Annotated in this window: 26 protein-coding genes and 1 pseudogene; 1 reads left to right on the forward strand and 26 read right to left on the reverse strand. The window is 45.7% G+C overall.

Annotated elements, in window-relative coordinates:
• The 6 genes and pseudogenes from QM657_RS15865 to QM657_RS15890 all read right to left on the reverse strand — a co-directional run.
• Positions 1-209: hypothetical protein (locus QM657_RS15865; RefSeq protein WP_415067680.1), on the reverse strand; the 209-nt coding region annotated here is incomplete at its 3' end.
• Between the two features lie 299 nt (positions 210-508).
• Positions 509-1453, reverse strand: a complete 945-nt coding sequence (locus QM657_RS15870) for a GNAT family N-acetyltransferase (protein ID WP_415067681.1) — start codon at positions 1451-1453, stop codon at positions 509-511.
• A gap of 307 nt (positions 1454-1760) precedes the next feature.
• Positions 1761-2120 (reverse strand): molecular chaperone Hsp90, encoded by a 360-nt coding sequence (locus QM657_RS15875; RefSeq protein ID WP_415067682.1) that lies wholly within the window; start codon positions 2118-2120, stop codon positions 1761-1763.
• Between the two features lie 99 nt (positions 2121-2219).
• The gene (gene dcd, locus QM657_RS15880; RefSeq protein ID WP_415067683.1) at positions 2220-2756 is read right to left on the reverse strand and encodes a dCTP deaminase; all 537 of its coding nucleotides are present in this window, start codon (positions 2754-2756) and stop codon (positions 2220-2222) included.
• Between the two features lie 33 nt (positions 2757-2789).
• Positions 2790-4250: pseudogene (locus tag QM657_RS15885) on the reverse strand (LCP family protein); the annotation flags it as partial.
• 201 nt (positions 4251-4451) lie between these two features.
• Complete coding sequence (locus tag QM657_RS15890) at positions 4452-5309, reverse strand: Cof-type HAD-IIB family hydrolase (RefSeq protein WP_415067684.1); 858 nt, start codon at positions 5307-5309, stop codon at positions 4452-4454.
• Positions 5310-5726: 417 nt separating this feature from the next.
• On the opposite strand from QM657_RS15890, the gene glmS reads away from it, so the two are divergent.
• Entirely contained in the window at positions 5727-7544 is a 1818-nt protein-coding gene (gene glmS, locus QM657_RS15895; protein WP_415067685.1) for a glutamine--fructose-6-phosphate transaminase (isomerizing), read from the forward strand.
• Positions 7545-7607: 63 nt separating this feature from the next.
• Here the strand turns inward: glmS and QM657_RS15900 are convergent, their stop codons facing one another.
• From QM657_RS15900 to QM657_RS15995, 20 genes are all read right to left on the reverse strand, one after another.
• A complete protein-coding gene (locus QM657_RS15900) occupies positions 7608-8255 on the reverse strand; it encodes an AAA family ATPase (RefSeq protein WP_415067686.1) in 648 nt (215 codons plus the stop codon).
• 104 nt (positions 8256-8359) lie between these two features.
• On the reverse strand, positions 8360-9238 hold the full coding sequence (locus QM657_RS15905; RefSeq protein WP_415067748.1) for an RluA family pseudouridine synthase: 879 nt from the start codon (positions 9236-9238) through the stop codon (positions 8360-8362).
• A gap of 35 nt (positions 9239-9273) precedes the next feature.
• Positions 9274-9792, reverse strand: a complete 519-nt coding sequence (lspA, locus tag QM657_RS15910) for a signal peptidase II (RefSeq protein ID WP_415067687.1) — start codon at positions 9790-9792, stop codon at positions 9274-9276.
• Positions 9793-9802: 10 nt separating this feature from the next.
• Complete coding sequence (gene aroB, locus QM657_RS15915) at positions 9803-10885, reverse strand: 3-dehydroquinate synthase (RefSeq protein ID WP_415067749.1); 1083 nt, start codon at positions 10883-10885, stop codon at positions 9803-9805.
• A 166-nt stretch (positions 10886-11051) separates the two neighbouring features.
• Positions 11052-11573: a cell division protein SepF gene (locus QM657_RS15920; RefSeq protein ID WP_415067688.1), complete on the reverse strand. Its 522-nt coding sequence runs from the start codon at positions 11571-11573 to the stop codon at positions 11052-11054.
• A gap of 101 nt (positions 11574-11674) precedes the next feature.
• Positions 11675-12370, reverse strand: a complete 696-nt coding sequence (locus QM657_RS15925; protein ID WP_415067750.1) for a YggS family pyridoxal phosphate-dependent enzyme — start codon at positions 12368-12370, stop codon at positions 11675-11677.
• A gap of 12 nt (positions 12371-12382) precedes the next feature.
• Positions 12383-13798: an HlyD family efflux transporter periplasmic adaptor subunit gene (locus tag QM657_RS15930; RefSeq protein ID WP_415067689.1), complete on the reverse strand. Its 1416-nt coding sequence runs from the start codon at positions 13796-13798 to the stop codon at positions 12383-12385.
• Positions 13799-13937: 139 nt separating this feature from the next.
• Positions 13938-14357, reverse strand: a complete 420-nt coding sequence (locus tag QM657_RS15935; RefSeq protein ID WP_367565677.1) for a twitching motility protein PilT — start codon at positions 14355-14357, stop codon at positions 13938-13940.
• Between the two features lie 88 nt (positions 14358-14445).
• Positions 14446-15414, reverse strand: a complete 969-nt coding sequence (locus tag QM657_RS15940) for a D-alanyl-D-alanine carboxypeptidase family protein (RefSeq protein ID WP_415067690.1) — start codon at positions 15412-15414, stop codon at positions 14446-14448.
• A 14-nt stretch (positions 15415-15428) separates the two neighbouring features.
• Positions 15429-15824 (reverse strand): methylglyoxal synthase, encoded by a 396-nt coding sequence (gene mgsA, locus QM657_RS15945; protein WP_158376309.1) that lies wholly within the window; start codon positions 15822-15824, stop codon positions 15429-15431.
• A gap of 17 nt (positions 15825-15841) precedes the next feature.
• Positions 15842-16966, reverse strand: coding sequence for an FtsW/RodA/SpoVE family cell cycle protein (locus QM657_RS15950; protein WP_415067691.1), 1125 nt, complete (start codon positions 16964-16966; stop codon positions 15842-15844).
• A gap of 2 nt (positions 16967-16968) precedes the next feature.
• Positions 16969-17247 (reverse strand): cell division topological specificity factor MinE, encoded by a 279-nt coding sequence (gene minE, locus QM657_RS15955; RefSeq protein WP_415067692.1) that lies wholly within the window; start codon positions 17245-17247, stop codon positions 16969-16971.
• An 11-nt stretch (positions 17248-17258) separates the two neighbouring features.
• Complete coding sequence (gene minD / locus QM657_RS15960; protein ID WP_415067693.1) at positions 17259-18050, reverse strand: septum site-determining protein MinD; 792 nt, start codon at positions 18048-18050, stop codon at positions 17259-17261.
• Positions 18051-18113: 63 nt separating this feature from the next.
• Positions 18114-18779, reverse strand: coding sequence for a septum site-determining protein MinC (minC, locus tag QM657_RS15965; RefSeq protein WP_415067751.1), 666 nt, complete (start codon positions 18777-18779; stop codon positions 18114-18116).
• Between the two features lie 21 nt (positions 18780-18800).
• The gene (locus tag QM657_RS15970; RefSeq protein ID WP_415067694.1) at positions 18801-21665 is read right to left on the reverse strand and encodes a penicillin-binding transpeptidase domain-containing protein; all 2865 of its coding nucleotides are present in this window, start codon (positions 21663-21665) and stop codon (positions 18801-18803) included.
• Positions 21658-22176 carry a rod shape-determining protein MreD gene (gene mreD, locus QM657_RS15975; protein ID WP_415067695.1) on the reverse strand — a complete coding sequence of 173 codons (519 nt, stop codon included), beginning with the start codon at positions 22174-22176 and terminating at the stop codon, positions 21658-21660. The genes QM657_RS15970 and mreD overlap by 8 nt, the downstream gene beginning before the upstream one ends.
• A 15-nt stretch (positions 22177-22191) precedes the next feature.
• Positions 22192-23091 (reverse strand): rod shape-determining protein MreC, encoded by a 900-nt coding sequence (mreC, locus tag QM657_RS15980; RefSeq protein WP_415067696.1) that lies wholly within the window; start codon positions 23089-23091, stop codon positions 22192-22194.
• Positions 23092-23787: a RadC family protein gene (radC, locus tag QM657_RS15985; protein WP_415067697.1), complete on the reverse strand. Its 696-nt coding sequence runs from the start codon at positions 23785-23787 to the stop codon at positions 23092-23094.
• 54 nt (positions 23788-23841) lie between these two features.
• Positions 23842-24093, reverse strand: coding sequence for a DUF4321 domain-containing protein (locus QM657_RS15990; protein ID WP_415067698.1), 252 nt, complete (start codon positions 24091-24093; stop codon positions 23842-23844).
• Between the two features lie 68 nt (positions 24094-24161).
• Positions 24162-25457 (reverse strand): aminotransferase class I/II-fold pyridoxal phosphate-dependent enzyme, encoded by a 1296-nt coding sequence (locus QM657_RS15995; protein WP_415067699.1) that lies wholly within the window; start codon positions 25455-25457, stop codon positions 24162-24164.
• Positions 25458-25459 lie beyond the last annotated feature (2 nt).

Consider the following 25459-nt stretch of genomic DNA (forward strand, 5'->3'; position numbering starts at 1 on the left):
TCACTATTTTTCTCTGGCTTTTGAACAACAATTGCAGGTGTGGTTTGGCCGTTAATTGTAATATCTCTTCCTTCAATAAAACCTGGCACCATTATCTGATAATTTGTGTCGCCCCAGTTAACAGCCTGGTCTTCAGCGGCGCTTGCAGGAATAATCAACATACCAGCCATTAATATTGCTGTAAATATAACCCTAAAAAAACCTTTCATATATAAAACCTCCTTTTTTTACATAATATCATAATAAATCCATTTTTTCAATTAATATACAATACTATTTATTGAAATTTCTTAGACAGCGTCCGATTTCAAAATGAAGGCGGTGCTGGATTCTAGCTGTTGATCTTAATTTCTGTGTCGCACATAACATCAAGCAGTTTTATCGTTTTTCTTTCCCTACCCTATCTCCTCTTCTATCTTTTATCTGGTAAATGAACAAAATCGCTATACTATTCATAGCGATTTTGTTCATTGTAAATTATAAATTAATATTTATTTGACACCACGCATTAATCATGTAATACACATTCATCAATTCTACGAACCACACTGTTCGTATATGCGGTAAAATATTTGAGCCAGAAACCGTATCCCGTAGGGTTAAAACTCTCAAAATCCACTCCCAGAATCGTATATCCTTCTCCTTTTAACTTCCGTATCGTAAAATTCAATAAATCCTGATAGATGTTTTTTTCCCGAAATTCAGGAAGACAGAAAGCTCCGCAAATGTTACACATATTTTCTGTTTCAGTAACAAAATTTTCACCACTACTTTTTAGTTCAACGAATGCAATCAGCTTTTCACCATCATTGGCAGCAAATATCCTTGAGCTGCGTTCCTCTGCACAAGCCAGCCAGGATTGAAAATCATCTGATGAAGAATGCATAAAACAAGGACTATTTCCCATGTGTTCAGACTGCATTTGACGCATTTGTCTTACTCTGATTACATCTGCTTTAGCAAGTTCTTCAAAGTAAACGCCATCACATGGGGGGCATTCAAATTCCTCCATTGGCCTAATACCATCTATACATCGAAGACCAAATCCATAAGTGAAAAATGCATTTATTGATTCTGTATCATGTGCATAATGTGCTATGGCATGATACGTTATACTACGTTTAACCCATTTCTCAGCAGCGGCTTGATACATTTTTTGATATATGAATCTTCTATTCTCTTTTACAGCACCGTGGGCATGAATGGGTGAGAATGTTCCCTTGGCATTTGAACCAAATGCATTATCCCATGGGTTGTAACAACATAAAAACCCTATTAACCGGTCATCATCAAAAGCTGCAATTCCAAGTCCATTGTTTGCAAAATACTCTAAATCGGGAAGCACATCTATGTCCGGCAGAATTGGTACATATTCACGCTCTTCATAGTAGTTCTCAACAGCAATTCGCTTTGCGCTTTCCACATGATTCTTCTCGAAATCTAAAAAATTCATATTAATCCTCCATTCTAATGTGGAGGGTTATTTTTCGTGATCCCTCCTTACACGTTCTTTTATAGCTGAATATTTCTCCATCATACGCAGTCACTCCTTTACCGGATATTTATAATAACGCAAAATGCGTAATCATACAAAGTTTATATATAACATTGATATAAAATATATTAAAAAGCTTTTTTGTATTCTTAATTTACCAATTAAATAATATCTTCTCTTTTTATAAAAAAACGACAAAACCCATCATCTGGTTTTGTCGTTTTCATCTAGTCATTTGTTTTCATTTTTTACAGCCGTTAATCTCCTATTTAAGAAGCTCCTCTTTCTTATCAAGAATCGCAGCCGCGGCTGCACAAGCCGGACAATCACAGTAGTTTGCTCCGGCAGACTTGATTTCCTTTGCATGTGCTGCAATATGCTTAGCTGTATCCGCTCCAAAGATCTGAACTCCGGTATCAGATTCTGCAAAACCGATCAGACCGTCAATGGGCATAATATCCGCTGCCAGCTCATCAATATAGTTTTTTGTTTCTGCAGCTTCCTTTTCAGTTCCAACTGCATCTAACCAGGTCTGAGCTGCTGTTTTTGCCTCTTTGCTGCATGATGGGGCATTCATTAATTCGTGTGTTTTTTCAACGGTATAATTTAATAATTCTTTATCCATATTGATATTCCTTCTTTCTTTTGGAATTTATCTATATTTTACCATAATTATTCAGTCTTTGCAATTTAAAGATGTCCAATAATAAGGTTTTAAGCCCTGTTATTGATGGTCCGTATCCAAAAAGATTTTAGAAGAAGTTGCCCCTCTTTGGCCCTGATACTTGCCGCGATAGGGATTTAAAGCATAGTCGTCCAATTGGGCAAATACAAGCTGCCCCACACGGCGCCCGGCACAAAGCTCAATGGCACACCGGTTGGCATTAAAAAGTTCCAGGGTAATCTCTCCCTCAAATCCGGGATCAACCCAGCCTGCATTTTGAATGAAAAGCCCCAGTCTGCCAAGAGAGCTTCTCCCTTCCACAAAAGCGGTCAGATTGTCAGGAAGACAAACGTATTCCATGGTAGTGGCCAATACAAACTGGCCGGGAAGGAGTAAATAGCGGTCTGTCACCATGGTTTTGTATTTGATTTCATCATTTAAGGAAATAATTCCATTGCTTGTGTCTTCCACGATACAAAATGTATTTCCCAGCCGGATGTCTACACTGGCCGGCTGAATCTGGTGCTCTTCAATAGGGGAAATGGTCAGCGTCTTTTCACTGATCATTTCAAGGATAGTTTTATCAGATAATATCATAAATAATCTCCTTTTCCTTTTGGCTTATCATACTCCTGGTCCCACTTCTCCCGTTCCCGGTCCCTCCTGGGGTTGTGTTTCCGGCTGGGATTCCGGCAAGTTGGCACCTGGGCCTACGAGACCGCCATCTTCCTTGGTGGGAGCATCGCTCTCTTCCTCCGTTGTTTCAGAAACCACCTCTTCCGTGCTTTCAGCCGTGGTTTCTTCTGTACTGGGCTCAACAGAAGGCTCTGTCTGAGGAAGTGCCGTCTCTTTTGAAGCATTGCCTTTTTTCTTTCCCCCTGAACCGCCGGAAGGTGCATTTTCCCCAGGCTCTGAAAGGCCGCTGTCTTCAGAAATCTTGGCGCTGATCTTTTTAACGGTTGCAGACGGAGAATAATTTTCCTGGTCATAGAGGAACTGGTGGAGCTGAACCACATTGCTTTCTAAGGTGGTGGCAATGACACAGTCCATTTTTCCGATCTTCATGGCTGTCCTGGAAAATGGAAAACCGGCTGTTTCTCCGATATGGTATTTGCTGATTCCCTTCGCCATGGGCAGAACATCGTCAATGCCGACGCTGGTGGATATCTGAGGAAGTACGGCTGTAGCCAGAGTCTTTAAGGTTGCAAAATCAGCGCTCTTGGCCTTTTCCATAGCCAGGGATACGATCTTTCTCTGGCGCTCCGTACGGTTGTAATCCGTATCCATGAGGCGGAGTCTGGCATAGGATACAGCTTGTACCCCATCTAAATGGTTCATTCCCGCACTCTTTAAATGGTGGGAACCTACGCCGGTGGAATTGACGGTTTCTGTGATGAAACCGTTAATATAAGCAAATTCTGAATCTGTGATTTCCACATCAACGCCGCCTAAAATGTTGATAGCATCGGCAACGGCCTTCCAGTTAAATGTGGCATAATCATCGATCTTAAGGTCCAGATTCTCATTTAAAGCCTCAAGGGCCTGTTTGTGGCCGCCTTTAAAGTAGGCTTCGTTGATTTTATGGTAAGTTCCCTTGCTGTTGATCTTTAAGTATGTATCTCTGTAAACAGATACCAGCTTGATCTCTCCGGTAGCCTTGTTGATGTTGCAGATCATTTCCACATCAGATAAGGCGCCTTTTTCCAGATTGCCATCCCTGGAATCCACGCCAAATACTGCGATGGTCCAATAGCCCTTCTGTCCAGTGCGCTGCTTCAACATGAAAAATACGCCCAGCAGCACCAGCGCCAGAACGGCAAGCTCTATGAGAAATACCTTTCTTTTGTGTTTCCGCTTTCTTTTCTTGTCCGCTTTCAGCTTTGCGCTGCTTTGCTGGTCATTGCGGCGGACTCTGGGGTTTCTTCCGTCTCCTGCATTGTAATAGGTCCTGTCCCCTCTTACAGTATGCTCCTGCTGTTTTCTTTCCGATGTCTGCTTTCTGTCCGGATTCCTGTCTGCATGTCCTGATTCTTTGCCGCTCTTTCTGTTTTTGCGGGCTCTCATGCGGTCTAATTCGTCCTCATAATTCATAACTGAACCATTGTCCTTTCTTATTTACAGCCCTGATTTTCCGGGCCTTCCAATCAATACTTTGGCAGATCCTATCCATTTTACCAGAAAAGATTTTATCAGTCAATCAGCTTTCTATAATGGGTCCCCACATAACAAAAAACTGTACTCTGACCACTTTTCATAAACCGGGGTCAAAATACAGAGAGAAAGGTTTTATAATCAGCCCGCTGCGGCTGCATCGGAAAGAATCAGGGCTTCTATAGCTGCGGCCACACCGTCGGCACTGTTGCTTCTGGTTATGAGGCGGGCTTTCCGTTTCACTGCCTCCGAAGCATTTTCCATGGCAATGGTGTATCCCAAGGGCAGCTTCAGCATGGAGAGATCATTTTCGCTGTCTCCTATTGCCAGTATTTCCCTGGGACGGATTCCGGCATTTTGGGCATATTCCAAAAGAGCGGCCCCCTTTTGTGCCCCGATATGGGTCAGTTCCAAGTTGGAGGAATCCGAGGAAGCGACAGATAACTCCTCTTCCTGTTCCAGAAAAAGGCGAAGGTGCTTTAAAACCTCCGGGTTTTCATGAACCACAGACATTTTATATATATCCAGTGCAGAACTCAGAAGTTCCTCCTCCGTAGTGAACTGAAATCTCTGCGCTATGGTTTCATAAGTATGTTCTTTGGAAACCATGGGGAGAAAGGTTCCATCCTCAAAGCTTTTCCGGAACGTTTCCTTATCCGAGGTGGTATAGCTTCCGTTTTCCGTCATGAAATCATAAAGAACCGGAAAAGAACGGCAGATATCCAGAATGCGCCGGATCTGTTCCCTGGACATAGGCTGCTTCCTGATCTGCTTTCCGCTGCTGTCAAAAACAGCGGCGCCGTTCATACAGATGATATCGCAGGAAATTCCTGCTTCTTTTAAAGGCGTAAAAGCGTCTGCAAAGCCCCTGCCCGTACATACCACAAAATTGATGTTTTTCTGTCTGAGAGCCTTAATGGCTGCGACATTGAGTGGGGATATCTTCCCCCATGGATTTAACAGTGTTCCATCCATGTCAGATGCTACTAATCTTATCATATATTCTTCCTTTCTTCGTATTCTAAATTCATTTTAACGGATGAATGTAAAATGAAAAAGAGGATTACGGTAAAATCAATGTAAATCATGGTATTGACGCACAAACAAACAAAGGCTATAATAAACTAGATTTATGAAGGAGGCATAAATATCAATAGCAAAGCTAAGCTAAGCGCCATGCACCTGCTGATGCGACCGTGAACGTTTTCTTTAGAAAACGGCGTCAGAGGTTAACGAGGTGAAGGGTTTATCGAATATTCGGCGGATGCCCTTCCATGCCGTTCCGGGCGTGTATCCAGTGTGAAATATGCAGGTAACTGCAAAACAAGCGCGCTGGAACCGGAGCCTGTTTTTTGTGTACCTTTTTTCTGGAAAAAAGGGCAGACATCATGTGAAAAATTAAGGAGAACGTAAATTATGTGTGGAATTATTGGTTATACAGGTCCTCTGGACTCAAAGAGAATTTTGTTGGAAGGCTTGTCTCAATTAGAATACAGGGGCTATGACAGCGCAGGAATTGCCCTGTGCATGGAGAACTCCCGCATCCGTCTCATCAGACATACAGGAAAAGTTTCCAATTTAAAAGAAGGGTGCAGAGAAATTGCCGAGACCTCCCATTGCGGACTGGGACATACCAGGTGGGCCACTCACGGAGGAGTGACCACGGAAAACACCCATCCCCATCAGGCCGGACAGATCACCCTGGTCCATAACGGCATCATTGAGAATTATCATCAGCTCACCCTTGACTTTCATTTGGAAGGCAGGCTTCAGTCTGAGACTGACAGTGAAGTGGCTGCATGGGTTCTTGAAAGCCTTTATGAAGGAAGACCTTTAGAGGCCATAAGCAAATTTGTATCTTATTTAAAGGGCTCATACAGCTTCTGTATGATGTTTGAGGATCATCCCGGAGAGATTTATGCCATCCGAAGTGTAAGCCCTCTGGTGGCGGCCTACACTCGCTCCGGCTCTTTTGTGGCCTCAGACTTGACTGCCCTCATTCCCTATACAAAACAGTATTTTGTGGTTCCTGAAAACCACATCGTAAAGCTTACCTCCTATAAGGTTCATCTTTATGACCTTCACCAGAAGGAAACCATCCCTGAGCTGATGGAAGTGAGCTGGAATACAGACGCTGCCATGAAAAACGGTTTCCCTCACTTTATGCTGAAGGAGATTCATGAACAGCCTGAATCCCTGAAAAATACCATACTGCCCCGCATGGTCCGGGGTCTGCCTGATTTTACCGACGACCAGATTCCGGATTCCCTCTTAGAGCAGTGCAATCAGATTCACATTGTGGCCTGCGGAACTGCCATGCATGCAGGGATGGTGGTAAGAGCCCTTATGGAGCCTCTTCTGCGGATTCCGGTCACAGTTTCCATTGCTTCTGAATTCCGGTACGAGGAACCGCTCATTGACAGCAAGACTCTGGTCATCATCATATCCCAGTCAGGAGAAACCATCGATACTCTGGCAGCCTTGAGACTTGCCAAAAGCTATGGAGCTTCCACCTTGTCAGTGGTCAATGTAAAGGGCTCCACCATTGCCAGAGAAAGCGATTACGTTCTTTTCACCCATGCAGGCCCGGAAATCGCCGTTGCCAGCACAAAAGCCTATTCCGTACAGTTGGCGGCCCTTTATATGGTATGCTGCAGGATGGCCCTGGTAAGGGGCGCATACGGGCATGAGGAAGCGGAGAACTTCATGAAGGAGCTTTTAGACGCCATTCCCGCCATGGAAGCCATGATTGAAAAGAGGGATTCTGTCAAAGCTCTGGTCACTCACCTGATCAATGAGCCTGATGCATTCTTCATCGGACGCGGGCTGGATTACGCATTTTCTCTGGAAGGAGCCTTAAAATTAAAGGAAATCTCCTATATTCATGCCGAAGCCTATGCTGCCGGAGAACTAAAGCACGGCACTATCGCCCTCATAACGAATCAGGTTCCTGTCATTGCCATCGGAACACAGAAAAAGGTTTTCGCAAAAACCATTTCAAACATCAGGGAAGTCAAAGCCAGAGGCGCATTCGTAATTCTGCTGGTTGGAGAAAATTCCCCGGTGGAGGAAGGCATTGCAGATGTTATAATCCCTATCCCTGAAGTGGATGACCGGTTTGCCGTATTCCCGGTGGCTGTCATCCTCCAGCTCATCGCTTATTACGCTTCCGTAGGGAAAAATCTCGATGTGGATCAGCCAAGAAACCTGGCAAAATCCGTAACAGTGGAATAATTAATACAATAAAAAACGGGCACTTCCTGTAAAATGGAAATGTCCGTTTTCTTATGGAGATTATTACTTTGATTTCTTCTCTTCGTTCCACTTCATCTTTGCATCGGCAAAGCTGCGGATGATCTTCACCGCTCCTTCCACGCCTACTGCGCTCCTGTTGATGCATAAATCATAGCTCTTCACATCGCCCCACTTCTTGTCGGAGTAATAATTATAATAGCTGGAACGTTTTTTGTCGGTCTTGATCATAATGTCCCTGGCTTTTCCTTCGTCAATCTGGTAAAGCTCTTTTAAGGAAGTGATCCTGTCTTCATCGGTGGCACTGATAAAAACCGATACAAGGTTGGGATTTTCTGCCAGAGCATAGTCCGCACACCGCCCTACAATCACGCAGGATTCATCCTCTGCAAGCTGTTTTATGGTGTTGAACTGGGCTAAAAACAGCTTATGGTTGATGGGCATATCCAGGTGGCCGGAAGCGGCCATGCCCATGGGATATGTATCCATTACAAGGGAATATAAAAAACTGTTGGTGGGCCTTTCATCATGTGTCTGAAACAACTCTTCGCTCAACCCGCTTTTCTTGGCTGCCAGAGCCAGCAGTTCCTTATCATAACACTTAATGCCTAATTCCTCTGCTAATTTCTGCCCAATGATTTTTCCTGAACTTCCGCATTGTCTTCCTATGGTAATCACTAAATTTCCGCTCATGAAAATCACTCCTTCCAATTGTCTTATAGCTATATTATACATCAAAGTTTCAGAAAAATCCATATTTTTTCTCAACTTAACAGTTTTCTAAGAAAAAGGAGCCTTTATAAGGCTCCCCGCAATTTTCTCAACAGGTCTTCAAAATATTCAGGAAGAGGAGCCGTAAATTCCATGTAAGCTCCGCTTTCCGGATGGACAATGCCCAGAACTCCTGCATGAAGAGTCTGTCCGTTTAACCGGAAAGGACACTTTGCAGGGCCGTAAACCTGATCGCCCAATATGGGGTGTCCGATGCTGGCCATATGGACCCTGATCTGGTGGGTCCGCCCTGTTTCAAGCTGGCATTCCACATAGGTAAACTGCTTAAACCGCTCCAAAACCCGGTAATGGGTAATTGCTTCCCTTCCGTTCTTCTCATTAATGCTCATTTTCTTCCGGTCCACAGGATGGCGGCCAATGGGGGCGTTTACGGTCCCTTCGTCCTCTTTTAAAGCCCCATGTACCACAGCATAGTATTTTCTGGTAATGGAATGCTCCTTAAGCTGCTCTGCAATGGAATTGTGGGCCAGGTCATTCTTGCATACAATAATGACCCCGGTGGTGTCCATATCGATTCTATGAACGATCCCAGGGCGCATAACGCCGTTGATGCCTGATAAACTGTCCCGGCAGTGGGCCATAAGGCCGTTGACCAAAGTTCCGCTGTAATGTCCGGCAGCCGGATGGACGACCATTCCCTTCGGCTTGTTAATGAGGATGATATCCTGATCTTCATAAAGGATGTCCAGCTCCATTTCCTCAGCCTCAATTTCCGGTTCCACGGCTTCAGGCAGAGACAACTGGACAATTTCTCCCGGACTCACCTTGTAATTGCTTTTAACTGCCTTTTCATTGACCAGAACCTCCTGTTCCTTTAAAAGCTTCTGCAAATAAGAACGGGACAATTCTTCACAGTACATTGATAAATACTTATCAATTCGCATTCCAGCATCTTCTGCTGTCACTGTAAACTGCTGATTCAAGCCTGTCCCTCCTTTTGTTTGAGGGAAAGACAGGATAAATCCTCTTCCTTATAATAGAACAGGAACAGAATCATGAAGATAAACATGGAAACCGTAACGTAGCAGTCGGCTACATTGAAAATAGGAAAGTCAATGAGTTTGAAATACAGAAAATCCACCACATATCCCTGGGTGAAACGGTCAATCATATTGCCTACCGCACCGGCGGACAAAAACATGGCGATGAGATGCAGTGGCAGGTATTTTCTGGTTGCAGGCATGCGGAACACGCCGTAAACCGTAAAGGATAATACAACAACGGCGATCAGCAGGAAAAAGGTCTGTTTTCCCTGAAGCATTCCAAAAGCTGCTCCCCTGTTTTCGTGGTAAAAAAATTCAAATACACCTTCCCAGATCTGGTAGGGCGGACGGTTCATGAGATGCTGTACTGCAAGGCGCTTGGTCCACTGGTCCAGACCTATGGCGATAAAAAAGCCGGCGATCAGTCCAAGGGTCAGTTTTGTTTTCTGATTCATGTAAATCTCCTTATGCTAAGGTTAAAATGTATTTAAGCCCTTCTGCCATCTCATCTGCTGTGACGGTCTTGTCTACAAAGGCTTTTCCTGTCTGTTCTAAGAGTATAAAACGGATCGTGCCGGAATCCATCTTTTTATCACTTTTCGTAGTTTCAATAATATCATCTGCCGAAAGCCCGCTGACGGTAACCGGCATGTGAAACTGCTTCATGGCAGATATGAGTCGGGAAAGTTCTTCTTCTTTTATCATGCCCCTTTTTACAGAAATCCCCATGGCAGCGATGCAGCCAAGGCCTACGCAGTGGCCGTGAACCAGTTGAAAGTCAGAAAGCTTCTCAATGGCATGGCCCAAAGTGTGGCCCAGGTTTAAAAGCGCCCGTTCTCCCTGCTCTGTAGGGTCCTTTTCCACCACATCCTTTTTGATCCGGTTGCTTATGCGCACCGTCTCCTCCAGGATGCTTAAATCTCTGCTCTGAATTTCCTCTGCATGATCAATCAGCCAGTCGTAATAAGAGGCGTCCTTAATCAAACCATGCTTAAGGACCTCTCCCATGCCGGAAGAAAACTGCTCATCAGAAAGAGTTTTTAAGGTTCCGATATTTGTATAAACCAGTTTTGGCATATGAAATGCGCCCACCATATTTTTGTAGGCATCAAAATCCACGCCGGTCTTTCCTCCGATGCTGGAATCCACCTGGGACAGCAGGGTTGTGGGCACCTGGATAAAGGAAATTCCCCTTAAATAAGTAGCAGCCGTAAAGCCGCACAAATCTCCTACCACTCCTCCGCCCAAAGCCAGAAGCCAGTCATGGCGGTCAAACTTCATGTTGATCAAAGCTTCATATAAGCTACGGACTGTGTCCAGGTTCTTATTCTCTTCCCCGGCAGGAAAGATAAACCGCTCCGTCTGCTTACAGCAGCCGGCAGCAATGCTCTCCACCTCATCGAGATAAAGAGAGGCAACTTTTGAATCCGTGACAATGCAGACCTTTCGCCCATCCAGCTTCAGCTTTTTTAACTCCTCTGCCAATCCCTCAAACGAGGTCTCCATAACGATATCATAAATCGGGGTTCCGTCTTTGTGTACGGTCATTGGATTTCCCACGGCGTCATTCCTCCATTGTATTATTGTATCTTTTTTCCTCCATGACGGAAGAAAGCAAACAACTGCGCTCCCTAAGCAGAGTATGCCAGGGATATGAGTTGTCTGCTTGTACCATTCAAATAAATTCGCTATTCCTTTTAAGTAAAACTAACTGTTACAGGCGAAGATTCATCCCGCCCATATCCAGGCCTCCGCTGTTTAACAAGTCCTGAAAATCACCGGACAATTCTACCGATTCCGGAGTTGCTATGAATATGTAGTTTGATATTTTCTGCAAATTTCCATTCATGGAGTATGTGGCACCGGAAGTAAAATCAATAATTCGCTGGGCTACCTCAGTATGGATTCCCTCCATATTGAGAACAACGGCTTTTCCTGCCAGCATGTAATCGCAGATTTCCTTTGCATCCTCAATGGATGTAGGTTTTATCATGGATACTTCCATGGTACGCTGCTGCTTCATAGGAACTACCTTCGGAGAACGGGACAGAAAACGGGGTTTCTGATCATAGTCCTCTTCCTCATCGTAATAGTCTTCTTCCGCCTTCTTTGAAAAAAGAGGCTTTCTGACAGGTCTGTCACCCTCATCCTCGTAGTCGTCATCTAAGTAGTAATCGTCATCTTCATCCGTATCATTCAAGCGCATGCTATCCATCAGTTTGCCTAAAATGCTCATACTTCATTCTCTCCAATCTTATACCATGTAGGCCATACTCAAACCCTCCCAGCCTCCAGGTATATATTCTCACCGGTCCGGATGCCTGGTCTTGACATCCCTCAGGTGTTCATATAATATCTTGTACCAAAAATACCGGTACCGACCCTTACCAGAGTAGCTCCCTCTTCGATTGCAACTTCATAATCTCCGGTCATGCCCATTGAGAGCACGGTCATATTAACATTATCAATGTTTTTCCTTTGCATGTCAACATAAAATTGATTTAATTTTTGAAATACAGGCCTATTTTCCTCAGAATTTTCTACAAAAGGAGCAATCGTCATGAGACCTTTTATCTTAACATGAGGAAAAGTGGAGATTTCACGGATGGCCGCTTCCGTCTCTTCCAGCTTAAAGCCAAATTTACTTTCCTCTTCCGCCACATTGATCTCTAAAAGAATGTCCGCGATCACCGCTTTTTTGGCCGCTTCCTCCTGAATCTGTTCTGCCAGCCGTATGGAATCCACGCTGTGAATGAGGGCCGCTTTGTCAATGACCTGCTTCACCTTGTTGCGCTGCAAATGGCCGATCATGTGCCAACGGATGTCCTCCGGCAAAACTGAGCACTTTTCCGTCAGCTCCTGCACCTTATTTTCTCCAAAGTCCCGGACGCCGCTGTTGTATGCCTCGGTGAGCATGTCCACAGGCTTTGTCTTGCTGACTGCTATGAGAGTCACTTCCTCCGGATTCCTTCCCGCTCTTTTGCAGGCCTCTAAAATCCGCTTTCTCACTTCCTCCAGGTTTTCCCTTACCAAATTTATCACCTCTTATTTATAAATTAGCTGTCCTTCCATGACTGTGGCTGCTTCCAAAACGATGTGGTCGTATACAGCCAGGCCATAGGTCATATTTTTTTTCACAGTGTAGTATTCGTCGTTGGAGGCCAGTACATCGATCTGCTTAAATACCGCATATCCTTTATTTATGTTATACACTCCCTGGAGAGAGGCACTTGCCCCGATCTGATACCGTTCTTTGGAATCAGGCTTTACGATATAATCTCCCGCTTTAAAGCCATCGTCTCCGCCCATTTCGATATAGTAATTATCCCCTTCTGAATAATAAATATCCGCAGGAACAAATACAACGGAGGTTCCGGAGTCAGAATACACCTCTTTATGAAAGCCGCTTACGGTGCTGTCTCCGCCCTGGGTTAAGTAATCCGTGGGAACCAGGAAAAATTCCTTTGTGGTCACCGCTGTGACAGGAATCTTAAGCCCTTCCGTCCGGTCAGAAATGATTTCAAAATCCACATACCGGTCCGAAGCAAACTGAATCATATACTTGTCAAAATCCAGCTTTCCAAAAGGCTTTCCGTCAGTTCCGTTAAACATGGAAAAGCTGCCGGAGGTCTTTAAATCCTGCTTGGTAAACTCCACCGTAAGGCTTGTCTTATCCCCGTAAGCCGTCTGTTCTTCTTCTGTAAGGGGAAATACCACAGACCATTGGTCAGAAGTGATGATCTTATAGACAGGAGCCCCCTTTTCAATCAGCTCCGACTTTGCGGCTGTCTTTGTATAGCTGCTCAAGTCAAATACGGCCTCTGAAACCGCTGCCGGCTGCAGGCTTTCATAAGAATCAATTCCATAGGATACGATTCCTGCCTGATCCGCTTTTACCTGCTGAAAATTAATGCCCGCCTGGTCCATCACTCCTCCTAAGTTGTCCAGTACATTGAAATTCACGCACTCCATGACCTCAGCCTCTAAGGAGAATTTGGTGTCATAGGCGGTGCGGAACTGATTGCTGTCATAAGTGAGGCTGAATGCAGTAAGCTGCTTTTTTAATTCGGACAAATTTTCCGGTGTCAAAGAAACGCTTTCCTCTGCATTTTCTGCCAGAAAGGCCGCAATGCTTCCCGTTTCATCAATGGAATAAACACGGGTTCCTGCAGACGCCCGCTTTCCTTCTCTCACGTAATAGTTGATATATCCGGATTTATCCGCGTGCTTTACCTCCTCCTGCCGGAGGATGATGCCTGTGTGATTTTTGTTATTTACAATACTGCCTTCCTGTACCTCGTAGAATCTGATTTTATCTCTGCGTACGTAAGCGGATACACTGAATACCATATAAACAAAAATAAGGCCAAAGATAATCATACCTACATTGATATTCAGAGGCCGTCGGTAACGGATGATCTTCTTGCTCTTTCCTGGCTTCTTTGCTTTTTTTCTTGCCAACCTGACGCCTCCCTTCCCTTCTAGCTATTATAAAAGGAATTACCAAAAAATTCAAGTCAGAGGAGAAAAATTTCCTGACATATAAAAAGGAGGCCGCCCTGCAGCCCCCTTTTAGAGGAAAATTAACTTCTATGTATGATTATAATGAAACAACCACATGAGCCTTAACATCCTCAGGCATATTCTCTGCATCAATGGATACGCTGAGAACAAAGGTTACATGATATTTTTCACTGATTTTTTCCAAGGTCGCAATGGTCTCAGATATGTCTTCGCCTTCCAGGCAGGCCAGCTTCAAAAAACTGTCAAAAAACATGGTTTCCAAGTCATGATCCTGGGATATGACACCACAGATTAAACCAATAAATCCCTCACTGGATGTGATAGGATACTCATTAACATTAATGAGGCGGATCTTGTTGCTTAATTCGTACATGTGCTTGGAACTTTTGTCCAGGTATACGATAGAGCCTGCGGACTCCTTTACAGCGGCGTTGGCTCTGTCCAACAAATGTTTTGTCTTACCTTTCCCCTTTTTACCTGCTATTATCTGCACCATAGCAATCTCCTCCTTGCGTTATATGATTTGTATAAAAAGTCTATTCGGATTAAAATAATTATAGTACAAATCTCTAAAAAACGCAATGCTATTCTACAATTTTATTTAATATATTTGACATATTGTCATAGAGCCCCGGACGTCCCGGCGCTTTTAAAACCACTGAAATATATTCCCTGCCTGAAGAATCAGAGCTTCCCATAATCAGGCAGTTTCCTGCCGCCTGGGTGGTGCCTGTCTTTCCGCCTGAGACTGTAAGGCCTGATGGCATGGTTTTCTCTCCCGTCATGTACCAGTTGGTCGCCTTCCAGGCAGCGCTGACCGGGCTTCCTGTTGCATCCTTATAAGAAGCGGTAAATTCCTTTGCAGCGATGATCTCCCGGAATTTGGGATATTCCATGGCCTTGTTAAAAATCAGATATAAGTCATAGGCCGTGGTGTAATGGTTTTGATCGTGAAGTCCGTGAGGATTGACAAATTGAGAGCCTGTGGCTCCCAGCTTTAACGCCTCTTCATTCATCATCTTAGAAAAGGCCTCTTCACTTCCTGCCATGTGGATGGCAATGGCCACTCCGGCATCATTGCCCGACGGAAGCATAAGACCGTATAAAAGCTGTTCCATACTCAGCTTATCTCCCGGCTTGATTCCGCACAAGGTAGCACCGGCCTCCGTGATGACGGCATCCCTGGTCACTGTGACCTCATCCGTCAAATCTCCATGCTCAAGAGCCACGAGAGCTGTCATGACCTTGGTGACGCTGGCCGGATAAAGCCGTTCAAAGGGATTCTTTGCAAACAGAACCTCTCTGTCTTTGATATCAAAAACTGCCGCAGCTTCTGCTGTCACCCTGCCATCCGAAAAAGGGGTGTCTTCCGACACCACACAGAGATCGTTTGCAAAGGGCTCCGCTTTGCCGGCGGCTGTACCGGACTGGTAAAGAGCAGTCCTTTCCGAAAATTCATAGGGACTCTCCAGTTTTCCCAGACCGGCGCAGCCTGTCAGAAACAGGGAACACAAAAAGATGCACCCTGTTTTTACAAAAACTTTTTTATTCACTGAACTTACCTCTGCTATTTATACATTTCACGCCATTCAAGGTCCCCGCGCTCTAAGGACTTGATGAGAAGCTCTGCTGTAGCCAGGTTGGTCGCAAGAGGGATATTGTGCATATCACACGTACTCATAATATTTACAATATCCGGTTCATGGGATTTCGGCGTCAGCGGGTCTCTTAAAAAGATTACGAGATCGATTTCATTGTGCTCAATCTGAGATCCTAACTGCTGTTCTCCGCCCAGATGTCCGGCCAGATATTTGTGGACATTTAAATTGGTCACCTCTTCAATCAGGCGTCCGGTTGTGCCGGTGGCGTAAAGCATATGCTTGCTTAAAATTCCTCTGTAGGCGATGCAGAAATTCTGCATCAGTTTTTTCTTTGAATCATGGGCCACTAAACCTATATTCATAACGATATACCTCCTTATTAATTACCGATTTTGCGCTGCAGTCCAACATTCAGAACAAATCCCATGCCAATAAAAATGCTGACAAGGGAACTGACTCCCGAACTGACAAAGGGCAGAGGGAGACCAGTATTGGGAAATATCTGTGTCGCCACTGCGATGTTGGCAAAGGCCTGAAAGCCGATTAAGGCCGCCATGCCGGTACATATCAGTCTGCCGGACATATCTTTGGCTTTTGAAGCCATATAAAGGCACTCAAATACAACCAGGCCAAAAAGAAGGATGACGATGACGCTGCCCCGGAATCCCATCTCTTCGCCGATGATGGCGAAAATAAAATCGGTTTCTCCGGCTGATAAAAAATTACCGTCTTTGACTGATGCAATAGTTGTATTAAAAAGTCCCTTGCCCTGAAGCTGTCCGGAACTGATTGCCATAATGGAGTTTTTCTGTTGATACAGGTTTTCTGCATACTGTTCTGCATGAGGATAAATCCAGGCCAGAATACGACGGGCCTGATATCCGTGAATGAATGGGATCAATCCCTTGGTCAAAAGGAATATAAAAAGTACGCCTGCCGGAATTGCCACGGCAAGAACGCCTCCGATCCATCTGTAGCTGATGCCTGCGGCGAACACCATACATAAAATAATGATGGTGACCACAAGGCTGGTGGACAAATTGGGTTCTGCAAGAATAAGACCGATGGGAACAGCCGCAAGTATGGCTGCAAGCGCTACCATAACCGGCGTATCAATCTTTTCCTCATATTTGTTCCAGAACCAGGCAAAGAATACGATCAAGCCTATTTTTGCAAACTCAGACGGCTGTATCTGGCCGATGCCGGGAATGATGATCCATCTGGTTGCGCCTCCGGCCGTATGACCCACGACTAAAACTGCACCCAGTAAAAGGATGCAGCCGCCATAGTCCAAAGCATAAAGCCTGATTATTTTTCGATAATCGATAATAGAAAGCCCTATGGCCAGGGCAAAGCCCACCATAACGCCTGTTATCTGTTTGTTCACTATGGTGGAATCCTGGTTGGAGGCACTTGCCACCACCAGAATTCCGATAACGGACAACGAAAGCATGTATAAAACCAATCGGTAATTGTAGTATCTAAAATTATAGTCAGAAAACATAATCAGTATATCCCCTTGTCAGGTATATCGCGAATAGGGATGTTTGCATAAAGCACCGGTGTGAAACGTTCACAATCCTCCTGCTTCTGCTTTTTCATCTGTATCTCTATTCTGTCAGAATCTATATTTAAGTATCTTGAAACGACGCGGATCATATCGTCTTTTATCATCTGCATGATCTCAGGAGAACAATCAGCCTTGTCCGCAACCAGCAAAAGTTTCAGACGATTTCTTGCAATTTCTCCTGAATTCTTCTTACGGAATACAGGAAACAGGCTCATATTCTACCCTCCTATGCTCTCTTTAAGAGACTGGAGAGTTTAAAGAACAAGCCTCCACGCAGCGCGGGGGTATGAATGGGAATGCTTTCCCCCATAATCCTCCTGCAGATGTCCATATAAGCCTGTCCGGCCGGGGTACCCATTCCTACCAGAGGCTCTCCCTGGTTGGTGGAAATGACCACATCTTCGTCATCGGGGATGGCGCCGATCATATCCACGGCAAGGATGTCCATGACATCGTCTAAGGACATCATATCTCCCCTCTTTACCATATCAGCCCGGATGCGGTTTACGACCAGTTCAATGGTTCCCATGTCAGCGGCCTCCAAAAGCCCGATGATGCGGTCTGCATCCCGGATGGCGGAAACCTCAGGTGTGGTCACCACGATGGCCCTGTCAGCGCCTGCAATGGCATTTTGAAATCCCTGTTCAATTCCTGCCGGACAGTCCAGCAGAATAAAATCAAAGTCTGCCCTCAAATCATCCACCAGCTTAACCATCTGTTCCGGATTCACGGCAGTCTTGTCCCTGGTCTGTGCCGAGGGAAGTAAAAACAGGTTCGGGTATCTTTTGTCTTTTATCAGGGCCTGCTTCATACGGCAGTTCCCTTCTGCCACGTCCACTAAATTGTAGACAATGCGGTTTTCCAGTCCCATGACAACGTCTAAGTTGCGCAGTCCGATATCGGTATCAATCAGAACTACCTTCTTACCCAGAATTGCCAGGCCGGTACCTACATTGGCAGAGGTTGTCGTCTTGCCTACCCCGCCTTTTCCAGAAGTGATTACGATGACCTCGCTCATATCATATCCTCCTGAAACTTGAAATTACTTGAAATTACATTGTTAGTGCTTTCAGTCTCTATTCTACCTTAATTTTCGGAATATTTCCACACTTTTTTTCATTGGTTTAATAATAACTTTATTATTCTCCAGATATGCCTTCATTGGGCCGTGTCCCAGGCGCTTTCCCCGTCCGTCAAGGCCGGAGGTGCAGTCTGCGATCCGAAGCTGGATGGGGGCCATATCAAGTGCCGTAATAAGGGCTTCCCCGTTGCCTGCCACTCCCGCACACACGGTTCCGGCCAGCTTTCCAAGGACGACTACATTCCCCTTTGCCAGAACCTTTGCGCCCTTGCACACATCTCCGATGATGACAATGCTGGCCTCTGATTCCAGAGATTCTCCGCTTTGTAAATTTCCCTTAAAGAACTGACCCGTCTGGCAGGACAGCTCCATCAGTTTTTCATTCAGTGCTTTTTCACAGCGCAGGATACGGTTTAAATCCTTGTCCACAATGCAGACGATCTCCACATTGCAGTTTTCCGTGATCCGGTTGATCACCGCAAATTCCTCTTCCGCTGTTAATTCTCTCCCCTCAAGGGTCAGGGTCATTTGTGCAGATCCCCAGAACTTTGCGTTATCCCCAAATTTTTTCCCTATGTCAGAAAGAAGCTGAGGGAAAGGGATGTCCGGATCCAGGATGACAGTCATACCTGCTCGGTTGCTTTTAATCACTACGGTATTTTGCATCATATCACCTCTTAATCCTAGTTAATCACGAATATTGACCTGTGCTGCATCCAGGGCGCCTGCGTTTACAATGGATTCCAAGTCTGTATATCCATAATAATATTTATAGACGTTCTTCGCAATGTTGGCGGCGTTGGAGGATGAATATCCAAAAGGAATATTCACTGTAACACAGATTTCCGGATCATTATACGGCGCAAAAGAAATGAAAAATGCGTGGTTCGGCTTGTTTCTGGCCTCCTGGGCAGTACCCGTTTTTCCGGCAATTTCCACTTCAAGGTCTGCAAACAGCCTTTTTGAGGAACCGTTTGTTATCACCTCTCTCATCCCCTGTTGTACAGTATCCCACGTTAAGCCCGCCGCGTCAATATGAGAAGAAATCTCAGGGGTATAATCTTTAATCAGATTACCTTCAGAATCCGTTGTTTTATCCAATAAACTGAGTTCAAACACGGTTCCCCTGTTTGCAAGAGCCGCCACATATCTGGAAAGCTGAACATTGGTGTAAGCGTGGCTTCCCTGTCCCATGGTGGAACGCTCCGGGTCCTCCTTGGATATCTGAGGCTCCAGCTCTGCTATTTCCACTCCGGACTTGTGGTCCAGCCCGAATTTGGAGGCGTATTCTCTTAAGACCTCAAGACCCGCATCCGGGGAATAATTCCCGGCAGCATCCGTAGAAAGGCGGTGTCCTAAATCGGCAAAAAAGACGTTGCAGGAATGCGCAATTCCTCCTGCCAGATTTAATGGCCCGTGATATCCGGGATAAATCCAGCACTTGATAGGCAGGGCTATCTCATCATACTCACCGGTACAGTTGATGGTTTCTTCCGTGTTGACCGCATGTTCCTCCAGAGCCGCCACGGCGGTGATGGGCTTAAAGGTAGAACCCGGCGCCTTTCTGGTCTGGGTCGCATTGTTATATAAAGGCAGGGATAAATCTGCCTGAAGCTGGCTGAAATAAGTGCCATCCCCGATCCGGTTGTTGTCATATCCCGGATAGGAAACAAGGGCGAGAACCTCTCCCGTCTTGTCATTGGTGACAACCACGCCCGCATTGCTGGGAGATAAGGCCAACTGGGCCGGGGTGATTTCCAGGGTGGAAAGTTTTTTCAGCAGGAAGGAATAAGCGTCACCGGAGGCCCGAAGCTCTGCGGCATCCTGCCCCTTGTCCACCAGGACTCCCTGATCGTATAAGGCGAGGCAAAGCTCCTGCCCAGTGACCACGTCGTCATTAATCAGGTAGCGGTAGATTCTCTTGGTAAAATTACGGTCTTCTCTCAGGCTTTCCAGGGTATAGCTGGTCAGAGCCTCAAAAGTGTCGTCCGCATTGGAATACTTGGCTCCTGTTTCCAGTTTGGTGGTGTCCACCCAGCCGTTTGCAATTCCGTAATATAAATAGTTTCTCAAACTGATTTCATCGGCTTTCCATGCCTGATATTCCTGGCTGGAGGTATCGATGGCATCTTCTTTGATGATTCCCACCGTAGGCCCTGCAAGATAAGCGTAAATATAAAACATATAAGCCTTCATATCCTCCGGCAGATCCTTCATGGCTGTAGCGTGAGGGCTCATCAGTTCATTGGTGAGATTGGTAAAAATCTTTTCCTGGGAGGACATATATTTGCGGTATATCTCTTTCTCTGTTTCAGAAGCGTCCTCTTCCTCAATTCCTTTTAAGGAAAGCACATTGTTGTTGATCAACTGATAATAGGCGTCCTTGACAGGTATCTTCATGTTGGAACCGTCTGTCGTGCTTCCTGCCTCATAATCTCCGTTGACAATGGTCTTTATGAGAACTCCGGCCAAAGACTGCTCAATCAAATGGTAAATACCCTTCTGAAGGTCCGCATCCATGGTCAAATATACGTCATGGCCGGCAGAAGAATCGGTCTCATCCTTTGTTTCCCGGATTCGGCCCATGCTGTCCTTATAAATGGTCTTTTTCCCTTTTGTTCCCTGAAGGTCCTGTTCCATGGTGTATTCAATGCCTGTCCGGCCTACGATATCATTGATATCATAGTCGGATTTCTTCTGCTGAAGCTCCTCTAACTGGTCCTCAGGCACCTTTCCCGTATAGCCGATGACAGGGGCAAAGGGAATGCTGTCATTATAGGCCCGGATGGTGGTCTCTTCCACATTGACGCCCTGTAAATCACCGGTATGCTCTAAAATATCGGCAACGGTTTCATCGGAAACCTGGGTCGCCACAGTGGTTGATTCGTATTTTCGAAAGGACATGAGACGAAGGGCATACTTGATATTGATGATATCAAGTGCCTCCTGGTCTGTGAGAGAAACCGGATTTCCCTCTTCATCCTTTAACTTGTCAAAGCCATTATCTTTATATGCTTTCTGGAATAATTCTCTGGCGCTTAGATTGGAAGGATACTGCCCTTTTTCATCATCTAAGTCTTCCACCTTTTTCACGCCGTAATAGTCCCGGAGAAAACGTTTTCTTGAAGTTTCCGAGGAGGAGGTATAAACCATATCCCCATTGGAATCCAGGGATACTTCAAACTTCCCCTGAATTTTTTCTCCGTGCTTTTGAAGAATTTTCACCAGCCTCAAATACATCCTGTTTTTTTCTTCCGCCTTTTTATAGGCACCTGTATCCTGTACGGTCACGGAATAAGCCAGCTTGTTGTAAGCCAGAAGCTTTCCGTTGCGGTCGTAAATATTGCCCCTCGTTCCGGCAGTTGTGATGGTCTGCTCCGTGATCTGCATATATTCGTTAAGAGCTTCCTCCCCATGAATGATCTGCATGTCAAAAAGAGTGCTCACTAATCCTGCATACATGGCAAAACAAATGCTCCCAAGTACAAAAAGCCTGGAAGAAATTGCTTTCTTTAAAAATTCTGTCAGTGTATCTAATAAATCTCTAAACAATGGAAGAATCACCTCTTTTTTCAATTTCCTCCAGCCGGCGGTTTAAGATCAGGAAGAGACGGTAAAAAAGCAGGGTCGTCACAACCGTAAAAATGATCTCAGGCAGCACCAGGTTGGTGAAATAATATCCGATCCGGACCTTTTGACGGATCAGGAACCGGAAAACATAGATATACATGTTATATGCCAGCTCATTTAATATGCTTAAAATCAGGGGCAGAGTGATATAGTCCTCGTAATAATATTTCCGGAAAATACCGTTGATATAGCCCACATGGACAAAGATCAGGGTATAAAAACCAAAGGGACCGCTATAGAACAAATCCATCATAAGCCCTGATATGAGTCCGTAGTACATCCCCGCTTCTGTTCCATAGATGAAGCCAAAGGAAAAGGTCAGGATCAAAAGCAGGTTGGGAGCAGCCGATAAAAACGGCAAAAGGGGAAATATGCAGTTTTGAATGGTAAATGCCAGAAGAATCAGCAATACGTTAATAAAAATCCGTCTCATTTTTCTCCTTTTTTATTATTGGGAAGCGCTCTCTTCTTCAGAAGTCGTCTCTTCCTCCGGTGCCCGGGAAGGCTCTTCTTCCTTCATCATATCAGCCTTAAGCTCTGTAATGACCAGAACCTCCTGCAGGCTGTCAAACTCTGCCGCCGGAATTAAATATCCTGATTTGGTCACATTGTTGGTATCGTTTGTCACATCAGCGGCATAGCCGATCAAAATCCCCGGAAGAAACACGGAGCTGATGTTGGAAGTCACGATCTTGTCACCGTCTTTTAAATCGCTTTCCTTTAATACATTGGTGATTCTGAGCCTGCCTTCCTTAAACAGAGTCAAATCTCCGGCCACGATACAACTGTCACCGGACTGCATGGCCATTCCGCTGACCCTGCTGGAATCGTCAATAATGGAGCGGACCGTGGCATAATTGGCCCCCACATCCGTCACAAGGCCCACCAGACCGCCTCCGGCCACCACATTCATGTCCACGGCAATTCCGTCCTTGGAGCCTTTGTCGATACGAAAGACCTGGAACCAGTTGCTGGAGTCATTGGCAATGACCCTTGCCCCCACCTTTTCATACTGGCCGTATTCCTGATCCAGGCTGTAAAGCTGGCGGAGCCGCTTCAATTCGAATTCCTCAGCCTGAAGCTTGGTGTTCTGCTCCGTAAGCTGGGTGATGATCTCTTTCATCTCTTTATTTTCATTTAACGCATCCCGCAGCTTCGTATAGTCCACGATCTGGTCGTAAAGAGACGACCCTACCGCATTGACTCCTGACTGCACCGGAATCAGAAAATAGCCGACTCCGGTCCGAAGAGGCGTCAGCCATTCATCCCGAATGGAGGTCAGCCCGATCAGCAGGACACAAAATACTGTTAAAGCGATAAGAACATATTTGCTGCGCTTTGATTCCATCTATAAAATTCCCCGTTCCTTCAAACTGATATAGGAATTGTCTCCTATGATAATGTGATCCAGCAGCCGGATTCCCATTAACTCCCCGGCTTCCTTTACCCGCCTGGTGAGGTCGATATCCGCTTTGCTGGGAGAGGGATCTCCGCTGGGATGGTTGTGTACCATCACCAGACTCACAGCATGGTATCTGGCCGCTTCAATAAATATCTCCCTGGGAGAAACCACCGAAGCATTTACCGTGCCCTGGGAAATTAAAACCTCCCTGATTAAAGCTCCTTTTGTGTCGAGAAGGAGAATAAAAACCTGCTCCTGCTCTTTATGGCGCATGTCTTCCATGAAATAATTGACGATTTCAAGGGGATTGTGAAAAGAAATTGTCCCTGAAAGAGCATTTCTCTTCCAGATGCGCCGGGAAAGCTCTCCGATGCACATAAGCTGTGCGCCCTTGACCCTTCCGATTCCCTTAACAGCCATAAGCTCCGGTATGGAAAGGTGCAAAAGCCCTAAAATACCCTCTTTCGGATAATTTAAGGCCAGTATCTTTTGTGACAGAGCCAGGGAACTGTCCTCCCTGGAACCGGTGCGGATAATAATGGATAAAAGCTCCGCATCGCTCAAAGCCTCCGGCCCATCCGTCAAGCATTTTTCATAGGGCCTTTCCTGTGCCGGAATGTGTTTCATTGTTATACGTTCCATATGCCTCCTGACCGTTACTCTCCAGGTACGAAAAAAAGACATACGTCTCAATCCTTAAATAAACCGATATGTGATGAGGGCTGCTGCCACTCCTATGATGCCTGCCATGGTTATTTTGATGTTGATCCCAAAGGTAATGACCAGGATACCTAAATTGACCACCAGCGGGGTGTCAAATCCAAAGGACTGTCCTGCATTCAGCCAGGACAGCCAGGATATCCCCTTGGCCAGATCTCCGATAAATCCTCCTAAGACAACACCGGCAAGCATGAGAAGAAGCAGTACCCAGCAGTTTTTGTATTTCATCTGCTCTGCTACCCCTTTTGATATTATGGCAGAAATTTCTATGCCTATCAAAATATTTTAGCATATATTTACAGTTGTGTATAGCCTTTTTTGAGGACTCCGGCTTCCAAAAGCCTTTGCATGGATTTAAGGATTCCCAGCTTTGCATGATACCATGTAAGCCCTCCCTGAAAATAAACGGCATAAGGCGGTTTTATGGGACCGTCGGCGCTGAGTTCAATAGAAGACCCCTGGACAAAGGCTCCTGCTGCCATGATGACAGGCGCATCGTAACCAGGCATATCCCACGGCTCCGGGGTCACAAAGCTGTCCACAGGGGCAGCCGCCTGGATTCCCTGGCAGAATGCGATCACTCCCTCTGCCGTCCCAAAAGTGATGGCTTGGATGATGTCATGACGGGACTCCGAACCGTTTGGAACCACTGGAAAGCCCAGCTTTTCATAGACATTGGCCGCAAAAACAGCCCCTTTTAAGGCTCCCGCCACCACGGTCGGGGATAAAAACAATCCCTGGTAAAAGGACTGGTTAAGCCCTAAGCTGGCTCCCACCTCTTTTCCAAGGCCCGGAGCGCTCAAACGGTAAGAAGCCCGTTCAATGCAGTCTGCCCGGCCTGCAATGTAGCCGCCGATGGGGGCAAGGCCGCCTCCCGGATTTTTGATCAGGGAGCCGACCACCATATCTGCCCCCACGTCACTGGGTTCAATCTTTTCCACGAATTCCCCGTAGCAGTTGTCCACCATGCAGATCACATCAGGCTTTAATTTTTTAATAAAAGCAATCAACTCACCGATCTTGGTAACGGAAAAGGTAGGCCGTGTGTCATAGCCCTTGGAACGCTGGATGGTGACCAGCTTTGTCTTTTCATTGACCGCCTTTTCAATGGATTCATAGTCAAAGGTCCCGTCGGAAAGCAGGTCCACCTGGCGGTAGAGGACTCCGTATTCCTTTAAAGAACCGACGCTGTCCCGGATACCGATGACTTCCTCTAAAGTGTCATAAGGCTTTCCCACCGGAGAAAGAAGCTCATCTCCCGGACGGAGGTTTCCGGAAAGTGCGATGGAAAGGGCGTGGGTTCCGCTGATCAGGTTCGGCCTTACAAGGGCGCTTTCCGTGTGAAATACGCTGGCATATACATCCTCTAAAGTATCCCGGCCCAGGTCATTGTAGCCGTAACCGGTCGTCGCTGCAAAATGGATATCGCTGACTCTATTATCCTGCATGGCCTTTATGACTTTCATCTGGTTATATTCCGCTGTTTCGTCAATCTCTTTAAAACGGTCCTTTAAAGCTTCCTCGATCTCTTTTCCAAAATCCAGCACCTGACGGCTGATTCCAAGAGCTTCGTACATTGCATTGATATCCATGA

Origin of the sequence: Lacrimispora sp. (genome assembly GCF_047605665.1) — a bacterium.
Classification (GTDB): Bacteria; Bacillota; Clostridia; order Lachnospirales; family Lachnospiraceae; genus Lacrimispora.